Below are 20,736 nucleotides of genomic sequence, written 5' to 3' on the forward strand. Positions count from 1 at the left end.
GGGGAGGGGCTGCCCCCGTCAGGCAGCACCGTGAACCACGGTCCCGACGGAAGCAGCCCCTGAGTGACTATCGGCATGGTCAGTTGTCGCGGTAAGCGCCCTCGTCGGACACCTGTCCCACGGTGCCTGCCGTCACCTCGGTGAACTCTCCAACCTCAACCAGTACAGGTGGGGTGTACACGGTCTCTTCCATTGCGTATCTCCTCTCCATTGCCCCGGTGATCATCACCGGGGACGCTTTACTCGGGAAGCCGCCGAACCGGTCATCCCGCAAGGCAGAAAGGTCATCTCGATGCAGTACGAGAGCTGCCGCCGGCCGTGGGTAGGGGACTGGTACCCACGGCCGACGGGGGTATCCCGGCGCGCACACGGTCGGGGCGGTGCTGTGTCGGGGCACCTCTGCGGTCAGCCACTGGTCCGGTCATGTCTGGGATGGTCGGTTCCTATTCACGGGCTAGTAGAGGCGCAGGCTGGACATTGCTTGCCACAGCACTGAGAGGATCGCTGTGGTGATGTTGCCGAGAATAAACTGGAGTGCGGCGAAGAACGACATGGGTTTTACCCCCGGAGCGAGGTCGGTCATAGCGAGTGCTGTGAGCACGAGTGAGATAGCGGCAGCCACTATGGCCAGGCCCGCCCCGGACACGAGAAGCGCTTTGATGAACACAGCTATTGCTTTCATGGTGACCTCTGATGGGCGGTAACGACTGGGGAGGACGCAGCGCATCGATGGACACCCACAAACCACACAGTGCCATCGTCGATCTGCACACCGACAGGCAGCGACGTACCTGGCTGTGTACTGAGGTATACCGCCACACCCAGCATTACGAGCTGACGATGTGCCATGTCTAGCTCGACTTGGTGGGCCGCGGCGACTTGTTCGACATAGGTCATGAGGTCGCCGGATAACGTCGGCAACGGCTCGTTCGAACGAAGCATCGCGTCCTCGGACGTGGGAACGGGCAACAGCGGATCTTGCGTCGGCCCTAGGTAGTTGCCTCGATGTCAGGCTTGCTGAACGCGCCTTTCACCTCCTCGCGGGGCCGGGGGATAGCAGCACCAACTGAGCGCTCCGGATCGTGGCGCGTCCTCTCCCGAGGCTGGATGCGAAGCTGACGTTGTGAGCATTCGCAGCGTCGGCACACACAGGTTCGCCGGAGTAGCTGCCCTGCTAACGTGTCCTCGATACTGGGTAGCGACCAGAGATGTTGGTCCTGTGCGCAGTCCCGACACCGGGCGTCCGCGAATGAATCCCGAAGCTCGTTGCCGGTTATCTCCGGCATCGGAAACACTGCGGTGGGGAAATCGTCTATGAATGCCGCACCCGAAGCGAGGGGCTTGCGAAACCATGACGAGGCCACAAGTTCCGATAACTGAGCGTGTTCAGGGGCTTTCACCGGTCCTCCTTATTCGAGCGGCGATGCCGAAGCCGCTGCGCAAGGGCGAGTAGTGCTACCATTGCTAGCAGGCCAGCTAGCATTTCGGCTGCCGACTCCAACAACGCGATCATCACGGACTCCGCCTACCACTTCAGGAATTGGGGCGGCGGGCCGGGCGGGCAGGACACGCCAGCCCCTGCGGCTTGAATATGGCGGAGCAACCAAACGCCCGACCTTCTCACACCTAGATTCCGCTTAGCCTAGTCGTTTATCAGCGTTGATAGTGGAGCCCATCGACATGCGTCGCGTACAATATTTGTAGCAAACGAGAGCCGCTGCCCGGGAGGAAGAAGCTCCAGCACAGCCAGGAACAAGGCGCGAAGTTGGCCGTGGTCGTGAGTGCTCCCGTCCTTGGGACCCACTATCAGGATTCGTTCCCCAGTTGCCCAGACAAGCATGTGTGCATCGTGGCAGCCGATTGCGGCCTGACATGGGATACGTAACGGTCCACGACTGTCACCGGATGACATCGGACCCTCCTCGTATTGAGAGGAAAATACACCAAGAAGAGCCTATTGACCGGTTCAACAAACAGGCAGGGAAATAACCTTGTTTCGGTGCCACTGTCGATGCAGAACGCATCACGGCCGTGTCGTTTTGTTAGACGGGGCATTCACCTTGCTACCAGAACCGGCCTGTGCCCCGGCCTGTTCAAGAGCGGCTTTCAACAACTCAAGGTGCTCCACCCGCACCCATACCGGTGGGCTGTGGGGAAGTTGCAGTACAACGGCACCAGCAGCAGGGGAAGGAACTACACCGAGTTCACGCGAACCGAGCAGCGGTCCAAGAGACGCCGGCACGCGAAGCGAATTCGGGATCGGCTTGTTGGACACAGGACCTCCGTCGTGATCTCAACCTCCGGACCAGGACGAGCGCGGATGCACACGCGGTCCAGTGGTACCCGGGCGAGGGCTACACCCTGACGGGACGTTGCTGATCGTGTAGTGCCTGCCACGAAGGTCCCATGACAACTTGCACGATTACAAGTCCGTCATCACGACTTGTTTGTGATCCACTCGGATGGCGTAGCTGCACGACCGGTAGGGTTTCGGGCACGGCGTGATCAGCACCGCGGAGGTAGTGAGTGGCGCAGAGCAACGGACCGAGCGTGAGGCAACGCCGAGTGGCCCGGATGCTCCGTAACTGGAGGAAGGCGCGGGGCAAGAACCTCGACGAGGTGGCTGGCGCGTTGCGATGGTCGGAGTCGAAGTTGAGTCGCTACGAGCGCGCGAAAGTCAACGCCGGCCCGGCCGAGATCATCGCGCTTGCCGCCATCTTGGGAGTCGACGACGCCACGCGGGACAAGGCAGTGCACCTGGCTGTCGCCGCATCAGAAGGGATCAGCCCGTGGGGCACCTACAGTCCCGACGCCCTCCGCGGCTCGTTCCGTGACTATCTGGAAGACGAGTTCGAGGCAACCCAGGTCCGCACCGTCGAGATGGTGCTTATCACCGGCTTGCTTCAAACGGAGGCATACGCTGAAGAACTCGTCCGCGTCTGGGAGCCCGACCTCACCGACGAGATCGTCGCCGAGCGGAGGCAGCTCCGCCGTGATCGTCAAGCGCGGCTTGACGCCTCGCGCGGCCCGCTCCGCCTGCACAGCATCCTGTTCGAGCCATCGTTGAAGCTCCCGATTGGTGGGGCCGACGTGATGCGAGAGCAGCTTGAGCACCTGTTGAAGCGTGCAAGGCTTCCCAACGTCACGCTTCAGGTCTTGCCAGAGGCAGTAGGGGCCTTCCCTGGTATCGGCACCTCGTACCACCTGGTCACGTTCGAGGAGGACGAGCCAGGAGCGGTGTACCTCGAACACCTGATGGACGGCGTCCACATCGAGGAAGAAGACGACCTCAAGGCGTATACGCTGAACTTCGGGCGCCTCTCATCGATGGCGCTCTCCCCCGACAAATCGGCTCGCCGGATCCAAGAGATCATCAGGGCCTGGAGGTAAGGGAGCACGTTATGCCCACGCCCGACTTCGCCGGCCCCCTCGGCTGGCGGAAGAGCACCAGGAGCAACGGCAATCAAGCCTGCGTCGAGCTTGCGTGCGTAGCCGCCACGGTCGGGGTCCGCGACTCGAAGAACCCCACCGGAGCGGTGCTGGCCTTCAGCACTCGCGAGTGGCTGGCGTTCCGTGGCGCCCTCAAGTCTGGGCGTCTCGACCGCCGGTGAGGTGGTAGGTCCCGAACGCGCCTACCGCTCGGGACCTACCACCAAGCGGGCATCGTGCCAAGCCCGCGATCGACAAGCACCGCTTGCTGAGGGCATGTCGCGAGAACAACCGATCGGAGGCCCAACCGCACGGCAACGGTGAGGGGGCCTCCCCAGCGAGCCACGGCCGGCTCCGGCAAGCGGCCAACAACCTGCGGCAGAGAAACCCACCAGCCCGGGTGCCGCAACGCTCAACTCGCTAGACCCCCGCCAGGGGCGACTGGCGGGGGTCTGCGCATTCACAAAGATGGTTGCATTGGCCGTCTTTGTAAAGTCAGGAATATTGCCCTGACCAGGTGCGATTTTACTACATCTGGCCCGGACGTTACTGGGGCAGCTCATCCACCGTGTGTCTGGTCGAGTCGGTAGCGGGTGGATATCTGATCGATCTCACGGTTCCACCGTTGGACGGTGCCTGTTCCCTCTGCGAGTTCCGGTGTATCCGGACCGTACTGGTTGATGAACTGGCTGAGCAGATCGTAGAACTCGTCCCGCTCCTGCCGCATCTTTCGCAGTGACAGCGGGTCGCCGGGGGCTTTGTCTTGGGTCTGTTGCCACGCCTTGATCTCGTTGTAGGAGTCCTGGAGCTGCTTGACTGCCCTCCTCCGTTCCTCGCGCTCCTGAGCCTCCTTCTCGGCGCGCTTTCTCTCTTCGGCCTGCTTCTGGTAGTCCACCGTTGTCACGGCAGCAGTGGGCGGCGTAGGTGCCTGTGGTAGCTCCCCGCACGCCACGAGCCCCAGCGCCACCGCACCCAGCACGGCCGCCCGAGTAAGACGGCCCCCAACCCTGTCGAACATGGTGGTCCCCCTCTGAGGTCACTCTGAGGTGCAAACCTAGATCCACTTCGGGAGCGACGTCAACGCGGACGGGACCCGCTGGCCACCAATACTTGTTCTGCTCACCGATCTCGCTGTCGTAGGGTGTTCGGCGTCATCGATTAAGCAGTACGAAGGGAACCGCCGACAGTGACCGACCCTGACACGGGTGCCACTGCACTCGATCAGGAATCCTTCGCGGCGTGGTATGTCGTGGCGAAGGACAAGGCGGAGGCCCGCCGTCTTGTGCATCTTGTGGGCACAAGCTACGACGGCGACGGCTGGGTGTTTGACACGCTCCAGGAGGCTCGGAAGGTCCAGCAGGACTTCGAGGCTATGCTTGCCCAGCAAGGGAAGACCGGGTCTGCTCCTCGTGGTGTCTACCGGGTCGTGATGCTTGTGGATCAACGAAGCTAGCGCAGAGCATCAGGAACCATGTCAGGGCTTCCGGCCACTGCCGGAAGCCCTGACATGTCGGTTACTTCAGTTGTTGTCCATCCAGTTGGCGATCTCGACGAGGCCAACCAGCTCCGTCCGGGGCTCGCCTGAGTCGTGATCGTAGTAGCGGAGTGTTGGGATTCCGGGGAGGTTGTACTCCTCGATCACCCGGTGTCCGGCCTCCTTGTAGAGGTAGTTCGCCCCGTTGTCCTTGCACCAGGCCGTGATTCTGGTGTGGAGGGTGCGACACTCAAGGCAGGAGTCCTGCCCGAAGAACGTGACCCATCGACCTGCCTGCACTGCTCCCCCGTCTCAGTAGTCCGCCCCGTAGAGGCTGCCCCAGCTTCGGCCCCCGACCTCGGGGTCAGTGCCGATGTGGACAGGCCCCATGTCTTCTGCCATGTGTCGCGCGATCTCCTTTGCTCCCCACTCCGCTTTCGCTGCGGGGAGAGAGGCAACGACTTCGTCGTGGATCGGCAAGCGCAAGTACCTTGTGTAACCAGCGCGGTGAAGTCGGATCAGGCCACGACAGGTGACGTCCCTTGATGTGCTCTGCACCAGGTAGTTGAGCGCGCTGTAAGCCCGGCTCCGGTCCACGGGCAGTCGCCGACCCGATGGTGTGGTGATGTATCCCTGTCGTCGGGCCTGTGCCTGGAGTCGTTCCGATAGCTTCGCCACGCCGGGATACCGGCGGTCGAACGCCTCTACCACCCGCTTGGCAATCGCCAAGTCAATCCCGGTCTGGGTGCTCACCGTCTTCGCCCCACCTCCATACACCCTTCCGAAGTTCACCGTCTTGGCGATCTTGCGGTGCTTGTCGCTGGCCTCCTCACCGAATGCAGCTTTCGCAGTGAGCATGTGCAGGTCGGCGCCGTCACGGAAGGCGTTGATCATCGTGCGGTCACCCGACAATGCGGCTAGGACGCGGAGTTCCTGAGCCTGGTAGTCCACGCTGGCGATGACGTGTCCCGCGTCGGCGAGGAAGCAACGTCTGATTATGGAGTCACCCGCTGGAAGAGTCTGTGCAGGGATGCCGGTGATGGACATGCGGGCGGTGCGGGCACGCAGGCTCTGAATGGAGGCGTGACATCGGTCGTTGCCGTCACGAGCGGCGAGGAAGCCGTCCACCCAGGTCTTCCGCCACTTGCCCGCCTTCTTGGCCTCCTTCACTGCGGTAGCGAGGGGGTTTCCAGCCTGGCTCAACTGGTTGAGGAGCGTCTTGTCTACCTGACGCCGGCCGCTTGGCGTTCGCCCGAGGATCTTCACCCCCATCTTTTCCAAAGCGTCCGCCACCATCTCAGTGGAGTTGACGTTCTCACAGCCCAATTCTCGTGCGGTTTCCTTGTGTTGTTCCTCGCCTTGCTGGAGTCGCGTGCTCAACTCTTGGGTGTACTCGACGTCGAGGAGGAACCCTTCACGCTCCATGTGGGAGCAAATCTCCGCCACCGAGTGTTCAAAAGGGACCAAGCGCCGCGCTGACACGGGCACCTTGGGAAGGAGGGTTCGGGCGAGTCGTGCGGTGAGGATGGGGTCCATCCCGGCATACCGGTTGTAGTCGGGGTGGTCGAGATCCACCGTTGCCCACACTTTGCTGAGTGTGGTCTTCAGCTCTCGTGCCAGCGTGCGCATGAGTCCCTTGATGTCCTGGGCAACCGTGGTGTCGATGTGGTGTTCCACCAAAGCTTCCAGGCTGTGTCCGATGCCGCCTTCGTCGCGGCCTCGGGGGTCCACCAGGTGGGCGATGATTCGCGTGTCCAGGGTCTTGGGCCACAGTTCCTCCATGGGCACGCCCAGGTGGCGGTCCACCACCAGGAGGTCATAGCTGGCGTTGTGGATGACGAGCTGGCGGACGGCTCGGAGGGTGCGACGTGCGTCCTCAGCGAAGCGTCCGCCGTGCTCGACAGGGATCACCCAGGCTTCCCGGTCTGTCCCGAACTGGGCCAGGCGTAACCGAAATTCCGGACTCCACAGGTTCAGTCCCGTGGTTTCAGTGTCGAACGCCAGCGCCCGCAGGTGGCGGCGAACGAAGTCCCGGAACTGGTCAAGGTCTTCGGCGTGCTGGACGACATAGATCGTGACGGGCTCTCCTCCCACGGTTTCGTGGAAGACCCGCATCCGTTACTCCTTGAACTGCACGTGGTAGAAGTACACGTTCCCCATGGGGAACGTCACGTATCCGCCGTGGGCGTAGACAGTGAGTTCCTTGTCGTCACGCTGGATTTCGCAGTCGGTGTGCTCCACGCGAATCCCGTTGCGGAGGAGCACGGTGACCTGTGCGATGTCGCCTGTCATACGCCTGGACTCCCTTGGTGTTCCCATGTTGTGGAGATGAGCTGGTCCGCCAGCTCCACGAGGGTGCAGGGCACCGTCTTCGGTTTGCATGTCTTCCTGTCGCTCCTAACAGAAAGGGAGGGCTACCTGCCCTCCCCGTGCAACTCGTCATTAGAGTGGGGCTAGTTCACCCACTGCCGGTCACAGGTGCTATTGGGGCAGTCGAATGCCTTCCATGGCTTTCCGTTTCGGCCAACACCGGACTTGTAGACCATGGGGCCGTGCTCGCAGTAGCGCTGCTGGCCGCCGGGGGCCTGCTGGTGTGGCGGTCGCTGCTGCGAGGCGGGCTTGCCGTTCATGTTCAGCCGAGATCCCCCGTTGCCGAGTCGCGCGAAGTAGGCGCCGGCCTTCGCTACGTCGTCCAGGAGCGCCTTCAGCGCCTCCTTATCCGCGATCTGTGCGCGGGCGTCCTCGATGTTTGCTCCGTCGATTGTGACCCAGGGTGAATCATGCCCGCTTCCGCCTTTGAGCGTGATCCGTACACGGTGCACGTCGCTGTCCGGCGGGGTGGTGCTGGCGGGAGCTGGGGCCTCGTCCCAGGGTTCCTGAGTCGGCGCGGGTGCGGCGGGCTCGGCCGTGTCCGCGAAGGGATCAAACGTCACGCAGTGTCCTACCTTCCCTTGTTCTGGCGTGTTGGTCTCGCAAGCGTCTCTGTCACGAGTGCTGGTAGGAGCGAGCCAGGATCGCTACCGCCTGGGCGTTGCTGAGCACCTTCCGGGTTCCTGGCCCCTCGTTGTGGTGGCGTTGCTTCTGTCGGGCCAGCCGGTTCATCACGCCGGTCAACGCATTCACGGCACGGGTGACCGTCCACTTGCCGCCCTCGAAGTCGCTGCGCACGAAGCGCGCCTCGATCGCGGAGACGTAAGCCGGGTGGCTTTCCCGCAACATGGCGTATGCCTGGCGGAGGTCCACGCTTGCTGCGGAGAACTCGTCCCGTTCCCGGTTAAGCCCGCCCGCTTCCAGGAGTCGCCGAACCTCGTAGGCGGAGTAGAGGTGCTGGCCGGAGTACCTCTCGTAGTCGTCGCGCTGCTGGGCCGCGACCTGGTGCCCCATCTTGCGGACCAACCGGCGTTGTGCCGGGGTCTCCATGCCGAGGATCTTGGCGGCGTAGCCGGAGGACTCCAGCAGGCGCAGCATCACGCCCTGGTGCACGTCATCGGCCTCCACACAGTGTGGCCACTGCTGCGCCACGATGTGTGCCGCGCCGTGCACCAGTCTGTCCAGCACGCTCCACTGCCACTCATTGATCTCAGTCTTCACACTGATCCCGTTCTCAAAGCTTGTACGTCGATCCAGCGGCGATGAACTTGCGCCCCTGGATGGGCACGAGTTCGACCTTCACGTGGTTGCCATCCACGTGGAGAAGGGCAAATCCCTGCTGCCAGTCACCGGCCCCCTGCTTGAGGTAGGAAGCCGATCGCATGTTCATCAGGTGCCCGATCTCGACACCGGTCAACGTCCGAACGATTCGGTTGTCATAGCCGACGCTGTGACTGCCCATCCCGAGGCGATGTGTGTGCCCCATGATCACGCTCACCCCGAGCCGTTTGGCGGCGTTGAGCGCCGTATTCCCCGCGATCCTGCTCAACGAAATCCTGCCGAGATGCCCGTGGGTGAGAACCCACTTCGGTGCGAACTCGTAGAAGTCCGGGGCTTTCTCGACCCCAAACCCCTTGAAGTCGAGAAGCCGTTCAAAGTTGAACGCACCCGACTCACTCAGGGCCGGCGCATATTTTGCGAGGTACGTTCGTGGCCGGAGATCGTGATTACCTTCGATGATCTTGATTGGTCCGCCGTACGTCTCACGCAGGGGACCCAGGAACACCTTCTTTGCGGTCTCACTGTCCGCGAATACTGATCCCTGGTATTCTCCGGCCGTTCCCTTGGTCCACCGGGACGGCTGGGGATAGTCCATCAAGTCACCGATTTGCACCACTTCATCCGGGACGTACTCCCGAATGAAGTGGATCACCGCCTTCAATGCTCGGGGATCGTGGTAGGGTATCTGAATGTCGGGAATGACAACGTAAGTCTTTGTCAAGCAATCTCCTTGCGCCAGGGGTTGGCGCGTTGATCTCGGAGCCGACGCCACCAGGGCTCCAACCGGTCGATTAGCGCTTGCGAGCCGTATCGACACACCATGCTGTTGACGTCCTCTCCCTTCTCGGCAAGAATGACTTTGGCGTTGGGCAGCTCCCCCGCGATCTTTCGCGCGAACTTGAGTCCCTGCCCCGCATCGTCGTTGTCCGCGAGGATGTACACCGTGGCGTACCCAAGAAACACCTCCCGGAAATGTGGCTGCCATGCCTCGACTCCGGCGATCCCGACCGCCGGGAATCCACACGACTCGGCCGTAATGGTGTCAATCTCCCCCTCGCAGAGTGCGATCTCGTCATGTGCGGCGTGAAGCGCCGCAGTGTTGTACAGACGGGGCCGGTCGCCCGCCGACGTGTTGTACTTGCCGTGCCACTCGTGCTGGCATCCTGCGGTGATGCAGCGATACCGCATCGACACCACCGACCAGCCATCCCCTCCCCATGAGGGGCGCAGGTAGGGAATGGCGAGCATTCCTTGGTACAGGTCGTATCCCGGGAGGGGTTCAGTCACGACGCCAAGGCGGTAGCCGTCGACAGCTTCCCTCACGCTCTCGGCTCGCAGTCCTCGTGTCGCCAAATACTCTTCTGCTGCGCTTCCGGGGAGTGCTTCCGCGTAGCGGAGGGTCGCTTCCTTGAGAAAGTTCCGCTGCATATCTGACAGCCTCGGTATAGGACATCCCCTCCTGCTTCCGAATGATGCTGATGGCATCGCCGCGCGCACCACAGCCGTGGCATTTGAAGGCATTGCGGCGGTAGCTCACCGAGGCTGACGGGCGGTGCTCGTTATGGACCGGGCAGAGACAGGCCGTCCATTCACCTCGCTCCTCGGGGGGCACCCAGTGCGGGTAATAGCGCTGGAGAACCTTGACGATCAGAGCATCCCTCACCATTCCCCTCCCCCCGGGTCTAGCTGTAGTAGCTCCGCAACAGTTCTTCCGCAAACCGACCGGGCAGCACCCACGCCGCGTCTTCGGGAGCCGCGTGGTGTCGCTTGTAGACCACGCAGGCCGCGACCCCCGTGCCGTTGTGGCGGGCTTGCTCCAGCGCCTCGTCCAGGTGTTGCCACATCTGGACTCGTGTCACTGCCTTGGCCTGGCAGGTCACAGGAATCTCCCCGACGTCTCCCCGGTCCTTGGAGCCGAAGACCGCTCCGTTGCGCTTGGCGCGTGGGAAACCGATGCGTCGCCAGATCATCACGACGGCGGTTTCCCAGTTCCGCCCTCGGGCCTTGACAGCCCGACCGTTCGGCACGCTCAACTTCCTCGGCCTACCAGCCGCCAAACATGTCTCCTTCCTCGCTTGCCCAGGTCTGCTGGTCGGCGGGGACGTCTGCGATGTGCATCCGTTCGGGCTCGAACAACAGCTCGACGTAGGTCTGTCCGGACGGATCTGCTCTCCCGGACCGGTTCTTGACCGCTGAGACGCACAACCGGTCTGCCCGATGCAGAGTGAGGACCATTTCCGGGACGCGCGTCACCTGACCCTTCACCCCGCTCAAAGGGATCGGTTTCGTCGCGTCGACATATGGCCCGGTGACGTGATGCAAGCCGATCACACAGGCGGATGTCTCTCGCGCCATTCCGTGGAGGTAGTCCATCAAGGACTCCAGGCCCCCAAAGGGGTCCTCCTCCGATCCCTTCCCTTCCCCGCGCACGTTGGTGATGTTGTCCACCACCACCAACTGTGGAAAGTCCCCGTACACCTCCTCGTAGGCCGCCATCGTCGTTTCCAGGTCGTCCAAGGTGGGGCTGGCGTTGTAGTTCATGCGCACCGGCAGTCCGGCCAGTTGCTCAGCCGCTCCGCCGATCTCGTCAGCCAGGAGCGCCTTGGCCGACACCTCCAGGGGCCACCCGGTCAGGATCGAGAGGGACCGCGTGAGCTGCACGAAGGCGTCGCTGTCCGCGCTGTAGATCAACGTCGGTACCCGGGCACGTAAGGCCAACGCCAGAACGAGTGCACTCTTGCCGGTTCCGGGTCCGGCCGCTACCAACACGAGTTGACTCCGCAGGAAGCGGATGCCCGCCGCGTCCAGTGACCGGTACACGGTGGGCAGGGGCTCACCTGCCGCGCCCCTGACGCGCCGAGACTGGAGCAGGCTGTAGATGACCGTTCTCCTTCCTGAGCAAACTAATTACTTAGCGGTAACTAACGTGACATGTCTAGTCGTTGAGCCGAAAAAATCGGCCACGTCCCCACACGTGGCCGAATGGTGGTGTCTACTTACTGGATGTACTCACAGGACGAGTTGACGGGACAGAACCGACACTTGTTGGGCTCGGGGTCGGGCTCGAAGCGGCCCGCCTTGACGGCTTGGTCCATCTTGTGAAACTCCTCGGTGATCCGTTCGGTCGTCCAGTCCCGCAGCTCGTAGGGATGGGTCGCCTTCCCCACCCGAGCCATCCAGTAGTCCCCCGTGGTGACGTCTACTCCGTACTTCATCCCCAGCGCCACCGTGTACACGGCGAGTTGGAAGTCGTCACCGGGTTGCCGCCCGGTCTTGAGGTCACGCACGCGGAGTTTTTCGTTGCCCTGTCGAACGACCTGATCAATATATCCCCGGACCAGAACCCCGTCCAAGTCAATTTCAAACTTCAGCTCGACCGCCAGCGTCCCATCCGGTGCTTCCCAAATGCTCTCCTCTGGCGTGTCGGCTACGTACTGGAGGTATCGGTCAACCTGCTCCAAGCCGATCGCGTACCGACGCTCCAAGTCCCGCTCACCGTCGTAGGGACCCGAACCGAACCAATACTCGAAGTTGGGGGTTCCGACACACAAGGCGTTTGCCGCTGCCGCGTATTCCTTCCGGTACAGATCCCGCACGTCGCCACCGCTCAGCGCGCGCCGGGACTTCTCATACGCCTCGACGGCAGCGTGGAACGCGGTGCCCTGCACGGTCCAGGATGCCGGCCGCGCCCACACTCCGGCGACTCGCCCCAGGTAATAGGCCCATCCGCAGCGCCGATACTCGTTGCGCTGGCTGACGGAGCGATGGGTCACGCACACCCCCGGGCCGAACTCGTGGCGGCCTCGGCTGGTCTGCTTCCCGATCTCGTGCAGCTGTGTACCCATCGAGGCCCAGGGCAAACGGCAAAAACCATGTACGCGGTGAGACGAGCCTTCCGGTACATCATGTCCGTGTCCCGGACCACCTCCGACGCCATCCAACGGTGACACCGATCCCGCAACGCGGCTGCCACGGGGGCATAAATCGGGTCGTCTTCCCTGACCATCGGACTCTGGTATACGCCAAGCACCCTCCCCTCCTCGTGCTCCTCCCACCACGCCATGATGTACGGCGGTTTGGACACGATGGCCGTTTCCTCACTGCTGCCCACGTATGGACCCTCCCCAGGTCCCAGGCGTCCCCAGCTAGTCAGATGTAGGTGAGTCTGATCCCCCTGACATGTCCGACTCCCCCAGCAGTTCCGGTAACTCTGGCGGAAACCGGTAGATCATCTGACCTTCCGGAGTTCGCTTTGTATGCTTATTCCAGCGTATGAGTGAGTCCTTGTCCTCTGGTGTCCGGGGGACAAGATCCCACCCGCCTGCGGTTGAAATCCCCTTTTTTGCTGGGATACTCGGATCGAAGACAATGACCGTACGACTCGCGCGAAGTTTGAGGTAGAAGCTTCTCAAGCGCTGAAGCTTGTCAGCAGTCATACCCTCCCCGCCAGTCGCAACGAACTCACCATGGTCCCGCAACCGCTTGTAGAGGGAGTTGTGGTACCGCCCAGGGAGTCCGGGGTAAGGGAAGTGCTCCTGAACCTGCTCACGCGGTGTCAGAGCCTTGCCACGAGTCGCCAGTTGTTTCAGTTGCGATACTCGCTGTTTGCTAATTCCCCACCACTTCGCAATATCCATCTGCTTGACACCGGCCTCGATCAGCTTGACCGTCAACTCTGGAGTAAGTTCGGTTCCTTTGCCGATCGAATCCAGTAGGCGCAGATCAGCCACCGTCTGTCCTCCTCGACCACCATGCGCACCACATAATGTCGAGGCTAGTGAGATCCCTCGTTCCATGTCAAGCGATAGGCTACCCTCCTTCGCTGTCTACCTCTCCGTCATCAGCAGTAAACCCAGCGTGCACCAACACGCGCAAGCCTTTCAACATCTTTCCCGCCACGTGATCAACTCGTTATGATTACCTCGGCTACTTGTGACTGCTGTCACAGTTTTTTCTGTAACAGCACACAATCCGTGATGTTGCACCTATACCTAGGGTGAGGACACGGTTCGCCCTACTCCTCGCCCCCGTTGCGGGCGGCCTCTGGCTCCGTTGTTGAGCGCGCGTTTCCCCGTTTCTCGGCTCCAGCGTCGAGCGCCCCCGCACAGCCCTCACCCTGTCCCTCGCGGGGTGAGGGCATTTTCTTTGTTGCCCCCATTGAGGATCGGGCTGCGGGGACCCTGCCCGGGGGTCCCAAGCAGGGGGTACCCAGCAGGGGGGTGCCTCGGGGAGGGGGCCTCCGGCCGGGGTACCCAGGGGAGGGGGGTTTCTGGTGGCGCCATGGGCCTTCCCAGCGCCCCTGCATCGAGGCACTGGGCCAGAGCTCGCCCCCGCCCGGTCTCAGCCACATACCCAGTTCAGCGTGCCCTTCCTGGTCCGCCGGTCTGGGCTGCTGAGTCTGCCGAACGCCCCTGAGCTGACCGCCCACCCTCCTTCCCAGTACGAGCCCGCTCCTCCCAGGGCAAGCAGCCTGCTCGTCAATTGGCGTCCACGCACTGACCACGCACTCCCCCAGGGTTAGTCCACCTGTTGATCTCGTTGCACCACATCAAAGCCCGTGGTTCGTGACATGTCAAGTGCCACTCATCACACCACCATCACTTTCGCCCAAATCGGACAAATCTCAACGTCCCGCGTGTATATATAATACATATGTGACGCGCGCACGCGCGCGTAGATCCGGCTGGGTTTTCCCTGGAGCCCAGCTTCCCGGTATTGAGCTGCCGTCCCTCATACCTTCACCCCGCCCGAGGGTCCGACCGGAAGGTATAGCTCCTGTCGGGCCGCGGGAATAAAAAACCGCTCCGGATCATTTCCGAAGCAATTTTTTCAACGAACTTGCGCTATCGTTCGTCGTCAGCGGAAATAATTTTCCACAGAGTTTTCAGCTCTCCCCACGTGAGTCCCGTTCTCGCGCTAGATCGGCACACGTGCCTCAGTCGTTCGCGCATTTACGATTCCGGTTGTAGGTATCCACTGGATCACCGAGCGAAACCTTATGATTCTGTTTCTGTTGCTCGCTGCCATGAAACATCCCCCAAAATCTCGTTTCTGACCCCCACGGGCTCACCACGAGCCCAACCCCCTCCTCCGGTGGCATCACACCAACACTCTTGCAGTTTAGGTTCTGTGGCGTTTTTAAACGCTGTTTGACTTCCTCGTCTCGTCTACCCTGTGCACACTTGCTCTGATCGCGCGTCGCCAGCCCCCGAACCGTCACCGTGTTTGGAAACACGAACAAGCGCCATGCTCGGGAGTGGCTACCCGTGCATGGCGCTTGCCGTGCCGTAGACCCCAGGGGTCTATCCCATCACCGCGTGATGGTTTGTAAAGTTGTGTTCGTCCTCACAATCCCGTTGACAACGTTGAGCCGACGTGACGCTAGCTCACTGACCAGCAACCGCACGGCGGAGCAGCGATCGATGCCGTACCGGCGCATGGTCCGTACGATCCATTTATCAACGGACATTCCTGCCGCAACAGGTTTCTAGGTTATGCTCGATTGTGTGTTCCACTTGATCCCGATTGCACTCGCACGGCTTCCGGGGGTCGACGCGGGCAAGTTGGACAGCGGCTGCCTTGGCAGTGTCGGCCGCATCACGGCACACCACGGTCACGGCGCCCGTGATCCAATGCTCTCCGGATTCGTCGTACCACCACACGGTCAACTGCTCCCCAAAGTCGGGAAGGACGTACATGATTCCCCTCAGTCATTCAGATCGAACACGTACACGCGGCCGGCGATCTCGCAGGAGTCCGTGTCCATCTCCAAATCGCGAGCGAATGCGCCAACATCAAAAGTGAAGTAGTGGGTTACATCAGTCAGTTTGTCCAAGACCTCGAAGTACCCAAACTCTCGCGCGAGGTCTTCCGCGTAGTCTCTAAAGCTGTTCCACTCGCCACGTGCCCGATCCTCGAACTTGCTCAAGTCGTCGAGATCGATACGTGACACACCACCCGCGTTGTTGGAGAGCACGTGGACATATGCCGCGAACGCTGGGCCATGCTGGGCGATGCCCTGACCGATCGCGCTGACGTGGTCGAGGCTCTCCCATTCGTCCAGCAACAGGCCATAGAAGCCGTCGTAGTCGTGAATGGCGTACTCTGCGTCCCGGAACCGGGACGCCTTCAACATCCTCTCAATATCCGATCGGATGCTGTCTACGTCCTGGTCAGCGTCGACCCACTCGCCGTGCAAATAGCCGTCCGTGTAGTCGGCGAGTGAGGCGATATAGATTTGGGGAGTATCCATTAATTCTCCCAGATCACCAAGTACGAAAAGTGGACACCCCTGGCCAGGGTGACCAGCCCCGGGCAACCGGCCGACCAATCGACCGGGGCTGACCATCACGGCCCGGATGTAACGCGGTTACGCCTCTTCGAAGCTCCGAATGCCGAGCTTGCGCGTGTCCTGTCGCCACCGGGCGTAGAGCTCCCGGGCGTGCGACACGCACAAAGGCACACCGTCACCGATGCGCATAGCCATTACGTCGCAATAGTCACAGATCGGCCGACGCTGAACCCGAACAACCACACTCTCAGGCGCACGTTCGAAGGCGAGAACCATGCGTACCGCTATATCCCGACTGGTCGCAGCAGCGGTAATCGTGATAAGGCCGTTGTCGTGCCGTAGGGTCACGGCGTAGTCAGTGCAAATCATCCCGCTCACTCGGGTTTCCTCTCAGTAAACGGTCAACCCAACCCGGGTGCTACCGCACTCCGGACAATGCGGAGCGTCTAGTGAGTCGCCGCATGGGCACCCGTCCGGACACTCGTCACGGGTCAAGGTCACCCAGTCAAACGAGCCACTTTCGCCGGTGTCGTACTCCCAGTCGCACGACGCACACCCAACAGCAACACGAGACACGTCCGCCGTGTCGAGGCACCGGTAAAACGCGTGCTCCCGGAAACCTTCGGCGTGGTCTGGATCATCGGAAAGCCACACGATCCCGCGGATACAGGATGCGTACTGACCCACCGAGATCACCGCATACACACCGGGCAACGCCGTACACAACCGACGCCACTTCCAACCGGTCTCAACCGTGACCCGCTTGGCGACAGCAACGATGTCGACCCGCACCGTGTCACTCACGTAGTCGTCAACGGCGGTTTCCCACCCGTCAAGGCGCGTCAGACACTCCGCATGGGACCAGTGGCGCCACTCCGCGGACAGGACACCGGCGAGACCTTCCGCGCGTGCTTCCGGATCGCGCTCCCGCGTGGGACGCTCGGCAAGCAAGGTCAACGCGTCGTACCATTCCTCCGCAAGCTCGTCAGCGTCGACCAGCGGACCGCAATACTTGTCAAAGCGTGCTATGTCAACCATGTATGCCTACCCCCTCATGTAGTGCAGTACCTCAATGCCAAGTTCTTTCAGAACCGCGTCGTACCGCCCGTTGTCATGGATAAACTCGTAATCCTCACCCTCGATCCCATGACTGGTCCAACACAGCATGTGGTTACGGGTCGCGGTACGTGGATCACCGCAAATCTTCATTGCGTCCGACCGACTGACGCGCCATAAGGCCCTAAGCTTGGGGGGTGTACTGTGGCGACTTACGATAAATACGATGACAGTATCCACTGAATCGTCACAGCTCCCAGTCGCAAACCATCGTGATTTGCTCGTACAACTCCTCTAGCGCTGCCGACCACGCCGACTTAACATCACTCACGATATGCAACAAGTTGCCGCCTATCGTGGCAATAGTGAAACGGTCTCGCGCGTCACATCGGATGTTCACCATGAACGTCAGTGCCCCTGTGAACCGGAGTGCCGTTATGCGGTAGGTATCCCGGTCCACATCGGTTCCGCGGTCAACAATGTCTTTGCGCCTCGCGGCGACGGTGTACATGCCGTGACGGTGTAGCGCGTCCTGTATGGCGGTGACGTATGCCGGAGCGTCACCGGTGGCCGGTGGTATGTGTGTCATTGTTCCCCCTGCCGCGACAGGCTTTCCGCAGCATCCCGAGCTTCCTTGAACAGTGCCGCCCACTTGTGCGACGCGTCCCTGTACTCGATCCAGCGCAACAGCAGTGCGGCGCGGAGCGCGTCAGACACGGATGCTGGCCGGAGTCCTGGTCCCGGAAGTCTCTCGATCTGGCGGGTATAGAAGTCCATTGACGCGGTGTCGCGGGTCAGCTTGATCAGCGCGTCTTCCACCCCCTCACGGGTGGCGAGCATGAACCACGCGCGCCGGAGACAGGATCGCTCGATCTCACGCAACCTCTCTTGGTTCATCCCATCCGTTAGCTCGGGTGGCACGTAAAGGTCATCGGGTGCCACAACCCGTAGGGCAGCAGTCATGACATGGCTCGGCCGTGTGCGCATTGAAGCAGCTCTTTCTACGGCATGAGTGAAAGGAAAAAACACACGTCGCCAAGAATCGCGGCGGGGCACGACTGATCTCTGTGGCGCTTGTTCTGTCCGCCTGGTCCAGTGGTCCGCCACTGGCGACACCAAACAAGCTAGGGGCGCGCTCGTGACATGTCTAGTCGATAGAACGGAGTGTGATCGGTGCCACACTGGAACAGGTCGAATCGGAAGGCTCGACTACCCGCCGACTGGCCGGCACGGCGTGCGTTTGTGCTGGCTAGGGACTTGAACCATTGCCAGTGGATACGGGGGGACACCGGAACCCCCTGCGGGCACCCGGCAACGGACGTGGACCACATACGACGGGGGGACAACCACGGGGTGAGCAACCTACGTGCCCTCTGCCGCTACCACCACGCCCGGAAGTCGTCTCGGGAAGGGGGTAGAGCGGAGACGGGGGACCGGAGAAGGGGGACCGAAGATCACCCTGCGTACACGCTGTGAGCTCGTGATGCAGCGCATGTGACCTGCGCAAACATCACTGTTTGTTAAGCACATCACTGTCACTCAAAGTAATTTACTTTCAGCCTCCAACGTTGTTCTTCACCTTCCTCTTCGCATCTCAAATAGTTTCAACCTCACATCATTGATCGTCCTTCTTCGCGTCATCGATTTGACCAAGAAAACGCAAGTTGTTTCGATTTCGAACACCCTTACCCCCTAGCCCTATGCCTGCTTTCGTCCACTCAGGACCGCCGAGGCTCCCGGTACCCCCTCGGGGTAGGTGGGGATACCCCCCTCCCGTTTCCCTCTCTGCCCCGCCTGGCATAGCGAAAAAACCCGCGTACGGGTCTCCCATCCCACGCCCGCACAGGGGGTACCCTGCGAAAACGTCATCCAACGCGCAGGCGCGCGAACCAATCTCCTTGTGTCCTTCGTCACCTGGTGCACTGGTCGGCACTTCTTGCGCCTCTTTACTAGTTGAGAGGCTAATAGGGCGAAGCCCTCAAGGCTTCGCCCCTAGTAACTAGTTACTACCACTAATAGCTAGATTACTAGCTACTACTAGCTTCGTCTTTGAAGGACGAAGCCCTAGATTACTTAAGAACTAGGGCAAGCCTTGAAGGCTTGCCTCTTAGAGCTGATTATTTTCTCTTGGCTCCGCCGTATGCGGAGCCTTAAAGGGGTAGTTCCTCCGAAGCATGTTCGCTCCGTCGAGCCTTGTTGCAATCCGGAGCGTGGGGAGCTGGTGTAGCAGGGAGCACGGCCGGTCTCCAAAACCGGACGGATGAGGTTCGAGTCCTCGGTTCCTCGCAGAGCGTAGGCAGACTTTCGCCTGGAGAAATGTTGTATTACGGCATTGACGTATCGAGCTGGAACGACGTGGCCGATTGGGGGGCGGTCCGCGGCCACAACATCACGTATGCCAGCGTCAAGTTGACGCAGGGCGACTATTACCGCAATCCGAAGGCGCGGTCCCAGGTGGACGGTGCTCGCGGTGCCGGTGTTCGTGCCGGTGGCTATCACTTCGCCGATCCGGACAACACCGTCGAGGCGAACGTTGACGCTTTCGTCCGTATGGGACGGGAGCTGGGCGTGTTCGAGTCAGGCTCGCTGCTGCCGATGCTGGATGTGGAGCACTCCCCCACCGATCAGATCTACTGGGACGCGGGGAAGGCTAACTCGTTCATCCCGGAGTGGATTCGCGTGTTCCGCGAGACTACCGGGATTCGGAAGGTCGCGGTCTATGCGAACCTGAACTTCTGGCGGACGATGCTGCGTCCGGACGAGTGGACGGATGAGGACGTGTTCGTCTGGTTGGCGCTCTACAACGGCCAGCCTGGCGACACGGGTGGGTATTGGCACCCCCGGCTGGGGCTGCACCAGCACACGAGCCGGGGCACCGTCCGCGGGGTTCCGGGCAATGTAGACCGCAACGTAACGGTGAACGGTGTCGAGCTGGATCACCTGACTCTCGGTGAGGCGGCGCCGGTGCCCACGCCGGAGCCTCCGCCGACTCCCCGGCCGGACGACTGGGAGAGCTACCGGATTCAGTGGGGTGACACGCTGTCGGGTATCGCGGCGGCGCGTGGGACCACGGTGGCCGAGCTGGCCGCGCGCAACGGGATAGCGGACCCCAATCGGATCTTCGCAGGCCAGGTGATCCAGGTGCCTCGCTCCGGCAGCGGAGGTGGTGGCGGTGAGCGCTACCAGATCCAGCCGGGCGACACGCTGTGGGCACTGGCGCAGCGCTGGGGAACCACGGTGGACGCGATCGCCTCGCGCAATGGCATCGCCAACCCCAGTTTCATCCGGGCCGGTGACTGGCTCGTTCGTCCCTGACGTCCCCATTCAACACCGCCGCGCGAGGCGCTGAGCACATCGATGAGCCCCCGGTGGGCTCCCGTTCGAGCCCACCGGAGGTGAGTCATGGCTGGTCATGGCCCATTGCCGAAGGAGACCCGTCGACGGCGTAACGAGTCTCGGCGGGACCAGGCCGCAGCGGAGGTTGAGGAGCTGCGGGAGCACCTGGCGGCCGCGCCCGACTTCGGCGACGTCAGCCGGTTGAAGGACCGCACGCGCCAGTGGCTTGTGTCGATTCTCCGCAGTCCCCAGGCGCAGATGTACCAGCCTTCGGACTGGCAGCGGGTCAAGGACCTGCTGTTGCTCAAGGACGCTTTCTATTCGCTGTCCCTTGAGGATCACTCGCTGCGGTTGAAGTACGCGGCGGAGATCCGGCAGCAGGAATCGTCCCTGCTGATGGCCCATGCGGACCGGGTACGCGCTGGGCTGAAGGTCCGTCCCGCAGCCAGGAGCGAGCCTGAGCCGGTCGAGGATGACCCGTTCGCCGGGATGACCTGAC

24 protein-coding genes and 1 tRNA gene are annotated in these 20,736 nt (G+C 61.7%); 6 read left to right on the forward strand and 19 right to left on the reverse strand.

From position 1 onward, the window contains the following. Positions 1-79: 79 nt before the first annotated feature. Both IEY55_RS03735 and IEY55_RS03740 read right to left on the reverse strand, forming a co-directional pair. The gene (locus tag IEY55_RS03735; protein WP_189053867.1) at positions 80-193 is read right to left on the reverse strand and encodes a lasso RiPP family leader peptide-containing protein; all 114 of its coding nucleotides are present in this window, start codon (positions 191-193) and stop codon (positions 80-82) included. 261 nt (positions 194-454) lie between these two features. Beyond that, complete coding sequence (locus IEY55_RS03740; RefSeq protein ID WP_189053869.1) at positions 455-682, reverse strand: hypothetical protein; 228 nt, start codon at positions 680-682, stop codon at positions 455-457. A gap of 1,844 nt (positions 683-2,526) precedes the next feature. Here IEY55_RS03740 and IEY55_RS03745 point away from each other — a divergent pair. Both IEY55_RS03745 and IEY55_RS03750 read left to right on the forward strand, forming a co-directional pair. Then, complete coding sequence (locus tag IEY55_RS03745) at positions 2,527-3,390, forward strand: helix-turn-helix domain-containing protein (RefSeq protein ID WP_189053872.1); 864 nt, start codon at positions 2,527-2,529, stop codon at positions 3,388-3,390. An 11-nt stretch (positions 3,391-3,401) separates the two neighbouring features. Continuing rightward, the gene (locus IEY55_RS03750) at positions 3,402-3,611 is read left to right on the forward strand and encodes a DUF397 domain-containing protein (protein WP_189053874.1); all 210 of its coding nucleotides are present in this window, start codon (positions 3,402-3,404) and stop codon (positions 3,609-3,611) included. 377 nt (positions 3,612-3,988) lie between these two features. Here IEY55_RS03750 and IEY55_RS03755 read toward each other — a convergent pair whose 3' ends face one another. Continuing rightward, positions 3,989-4,447, reverse strand: coding sequence for a hypothetical protein (locus IEY55_RS03755; protein ID WP_189053876.1), 459 nt, complete (start codon positions 4,445-4,447; stop codon positions 3,989-3,991). A 168-nt stretch (positions 4,448-4,615) separates the two neighbouring features. Between IEY55_RS03755 and IEY55_RS03760 the strand changes: the two genes are divergently transcribed. Then, entirely contained in the window at positions 4,616-4,882 is a 267-nt protein-coding gene (locus IEY55_RS03760; protein ID WP_189053878.1) for a hypothetical protein, read from the forward strand. Positions 4,883-4,948: 66 nt separating this feature from the next. On the opposite strand, the gene IEY55_RS03765 is transcribed toward IEY55_RS03760, so the two are convergent. The 16 genes from IEY55_RS03765 to IEY55_RS03840 form a co-directional block, all read right to left on the reverse strand. After that, entirely contained in the window at positions 4,949-5,203 is a 255-nt protein-coding gene (locus IEY55_RS03765; RefSeq protein WP_189053880.1) for a hypothetical protein, read from the reverse strand. A gap of 12 nt (positions 5,204-5,215) precedes the next feature. Then, complete coding sequence (locus IEY55_RS03770) at positions 5,216-7,018, reverse strand: DNA polymerase (RefSeq protein WP_189053882.1); 1,803 nt, start codon at positions 7,016-7,018, stop codon at positions 5,216-5,218. 3 nt (positions 7,019-7,021) lie between these two features. Continuing rightward, the gene (locus tag IEY55_RS03775) at positions 7,022-7,195 is read right to left on the reverse strand and encodes a hypothetical protein (protein WP_189053884.1); all 174 of its coding nucleotides are present in this window, start codon (positions 7,193-7,195) and stop codon (positions 7,022-7,024) included. A 161-nt stretch (positions 7,196-7,356) separates the two neighbouring features. Further along, positions 7,357-7,836 carry a D29-gp49 family protein gene (locus IEY55_RS03780; protein WP_189053886.1) on the reverse strand — a complete coding sequence of 160 codons (480 nt, stop codon included), beginning with the start codon at positions 7,834-7,836 and terminating at the stop codon, positions 7,357-7,359. Positions 7,837-7,888: 52 nt separating this feature from the next. Further along, on the reverse strand, positions 7,889-8,494 hold the full coding sequence (locus IEY55_RS03785) for a hypothetical protein (protein WP_189053888.1): 606 nt from the start codon (positions 8,492-8,494) through the stop codon (positions 7,889-7,891). 13 nt (positions 8,495-8,507) lie between these two features. After that, positions 8,508-9,275 carry a metallophosphoesterase gene (locus tag IEY55_RS03790; protein ID WP_189053890.1) on the reverse strand — a complete coding sequence of 256 codons (768 nt, stop codon included), beginning with the start codon at positions 9,273-9,275 and terminating at the stop codon, positions 8,508-8,510. Then, the gene (locus IEY55_RS03795) at positions 9,272-9,841 is read right to left on the reverse strand and encodes a toprim domain-containing protein (protein WP_229685961.1); all 570 of its coding nucleotides are present in this window, start codon (positions 9,839-9,841) and stop codon (positions 9,272-9,274) included. Before IEY55_RS03795 ends, IEY55_RS03790 begins: the two co-directional genes overlap by 4 nt. Continuing rightward, positions 9,834-10,220, reverse strand: a complete 387-nt coding sequence (locus IEY55_RS32900; RefSeq protein WP_373289958.1) for a CHC2 zinc finger domain-containing protein — start codon at positions 10,218-10,220, stop codon at positions 9,834-9,836. The genes IEY55_RS03795 and IEY55_RS32900 overlap by 8 nt, the downstream gene beginning before the upstream one ends. A gap of 16 nt (positions 10,221-10,236) precedes the next feature. Next, positions 10,237-10,581: a hypothetical protein gene (locus tag IEY55_RS03805; RefSeq protein ID WP_189053892.1), complete on the reverse strand. Its 345-nt coding sequence runs from the start codon at positions 10,579-10,581 to the stop codon at positions 10,237-10,239. A gap of 16 nt (positions 10,582-10,597) precedes the next feature. After that, the gene (locus IEY55_RS03810; protein WP_229685963.1) at positions 10,598-11,374 is read right to left on the reverse strand and encodes a DnaB-like helicase C-terminal domain-containing protein; all 777 of its coding nucleotides are present in this window, start codon (positions 11,372-11,374) and stop codon (positions 10,598-10,600) included. 176 nt (positions 11,375-11,550) lie between these two features. Then, positions 11,551-12,399 (reverse strand): RecB family exonuclease, encoded by an 849-nt coding sequence (locus IEY55_RS03815; protein WP_189053894.1) that lies wholly within the window; start codon positions 12,397-12,399, stop codon positions 11,551-11,553. After that, positions 12,324-12,617, reverse strand: coding sequence for a hypothetical protein (locus IEY55_RS32905; RefSeq protein ID WP_373289962.1), 294 nt, complete (start codon positions 12,615-12,617; stop codon positions 12,324-12,326). The genes IEY55_RS03815 and IEY55_RS32905 overlap by 76 nt, the downstream gene beginning before the upstream one ends. A gap of 82 nt (positions 12,618-12,699) precedes the next feature. Next, a complete protein-coding gene (locus IEY55_RS03825) occupies positions 12,700-13,284 on the reverse strand; it encodes a hypothetical protein (protein ID WP_229685964.1) in 585 nt (194 codons plus the stop codon). 1,976 nt (positions 13,285-15,260) lie between these two features. Then, entirely contained in the window at positions 15,261-15,806 is a 546-nt protein-coding gene (locus IEY55_RS03830; protein WP_189053898.1) for an antirestriction protein ArdA, read from the reverse strand. Between the two features lie 1,342 nt (positions 15,807-17,148). Further along, complete coding sequence (locus IEY55_RS03835) at positions 17,149-17,412, reverse strand: hypothetical protein (protein ID WP_189053900.1); 264 nt, start codon at positions 17,410-17,412, stop codon at positions 17,149-17,151. A 74-nt stretch (positions 17,413-17,486) separates the two neighbouring features. Beyond that, positions 17,487-17,843, reverse strand: a complete 357-nt coding sequence (locus tag IEY55_RS03840) for a hypothetical protein (protein ID WP_189053902.1) — start codon at positions 17,841-17,843, stop codon at positions 17,487-17,489. Between the two features lie 1,270 nt (positions 17,844-19,113). Between IEY55_RS03840 and IEY55_RS03845 the strand changes: the two genes are divergently transcribed. The 3 genes from IEY55_RS03845 (at position 19,114) to IEY55_RS03855 (ending at position 20,735) form a co-directional block, all read left to right on the forward strand. Beyond that, positions 19,114-19,187 (forward strand) — tRNA-Trp (locus IEY55_RS03845). 30 nt (positions 19,188-19,217) lie between these two features. Beyond that, entirely contained in the window at positions 19,218-20,216 is a 999-nt protein-coding gene (locus IEY55_RS03850; RefSeq protein WP_268239272.1) for a GH25 family lysozyme, read from the forward strand. Between the two features lie 87 nt (positions 20,217-20,303). Then, the gene (locus tag IEY55_RS03855; RefSeq protein ID WP_189053906.1) at positions 20,304-20,735 is read left to right on the forward strand and encodes a phage terminase small subunit; all 432 of its coding nucleotides are present in this window, start codon (positions 20,304-20,306) and stop codon (positions 20,733-20,735) included. Position 20,736 lies beyond the last annotated feature (1 nt).

Origin of the sequence: Longimycelium tulufanense (assembly GCF_014645795.1) — a bacterium.
In the GTDB taxonomy this organism is placed as follows: Bacteria; Actinomycetota; Actinomycetes; order Mycobacteriales; family Pseudonocardiaceae; genus Longimycelium; species Longimycelium tulufanense.

Bases quoted from the DNA above. Each gene is read 5' to 3' on its own strand.
- IEY55_RS03775 (WP_189053884.1), bottom strand. From the start codon at position 7,195: ATGACAGGCGACATCGCACAGGTCACCGTGCTCCTCCGCAACGGGATT.
- IEY55_RS32905 (WP_373289962.1), bottom strand. From the start codon at position 12,617: ATGGCGTGGTGGGAGGAGCACGAGGAGGGGAGGGTGCTTGGCGTATAC.
- IEY55_RS03850 (WP_268239272.1), top strand. From the start codon at position 19,218: ATGTTGTATTACGGCATTGACGTATCGAGCTGGAACGACGTGGCCGAT.
- IEY55_RS03735 (WP_189053867.1), bottom strand. From the start codon at position 193: ATGGAAGAGACCGTGTACACCCCACCTGTACTGGTTGAGGTTGGAGAG.
- IEY55_RS03855 (WP_189053906.1), top strand. From the start codon at position 20,304: ATGGCTGGTCATGGCCCATTGCCGAAGGAGACCCGTCGACGGCGTAAC.
- IEY55_RS32900 (WP_373289958.1), bottom strand. From the start codon at position 10,220: ATGGTGAGGGATGCTCTGATCGTCAAGGTTCTCCAGCGCTATTACCCG.
- IEY55_RS03830 (WP_189053898.1), bottom strand. From the start codon at position 15,806: ATGGATACTCCCCAAATCTATATCGCCTCACTCGCCGACTACACGGAC.
- IEY55_RS03835 (WP_189053900.1), bottom strand. From the start codon at position 17,412: ATGTACACCGTCGCCGCGAGGCGCAAAGACATTGTTGACCGCGGAACC.
- IEY55_RS03815 (WP_189053894.1), bottom strand. From the start codon at position 12,399: ATGGGTACACAGCTGCACGAGATCGGGAAGCAGACCAGCCGAGGCCGC.
- IEY55_RS03755 (WP_189053876.1), bottom strand. From the start codon at position 4,447: ATGTTCGACAGGGTTGGGGGCCGTCTTACTCGGGCGGCCGTGCTGGGT.
- IEY55_RS03750 (WP_189053874.1), top strand. From the start codon at position 3,402: ATGCCCACGCCCGACTTCGCCGGCCCCCTCGGCTGGCGGAAGAGCACC.
- IEY55_RS03770 (WP_189053882.1), bottom strand. From the start codon at position 7,018: ATGCGGGTCTTCCACGAAACCGTGGGAGGAGAGCCCGTCACGATCTAT.
- IEY55_RS03740 (WP_189053869.1), bottom strand. From the start codon at position 682: ATGAAAGCAATAGCTGTGTTCATCAAAGCGCTTCTCGTGTCCGGGGCG.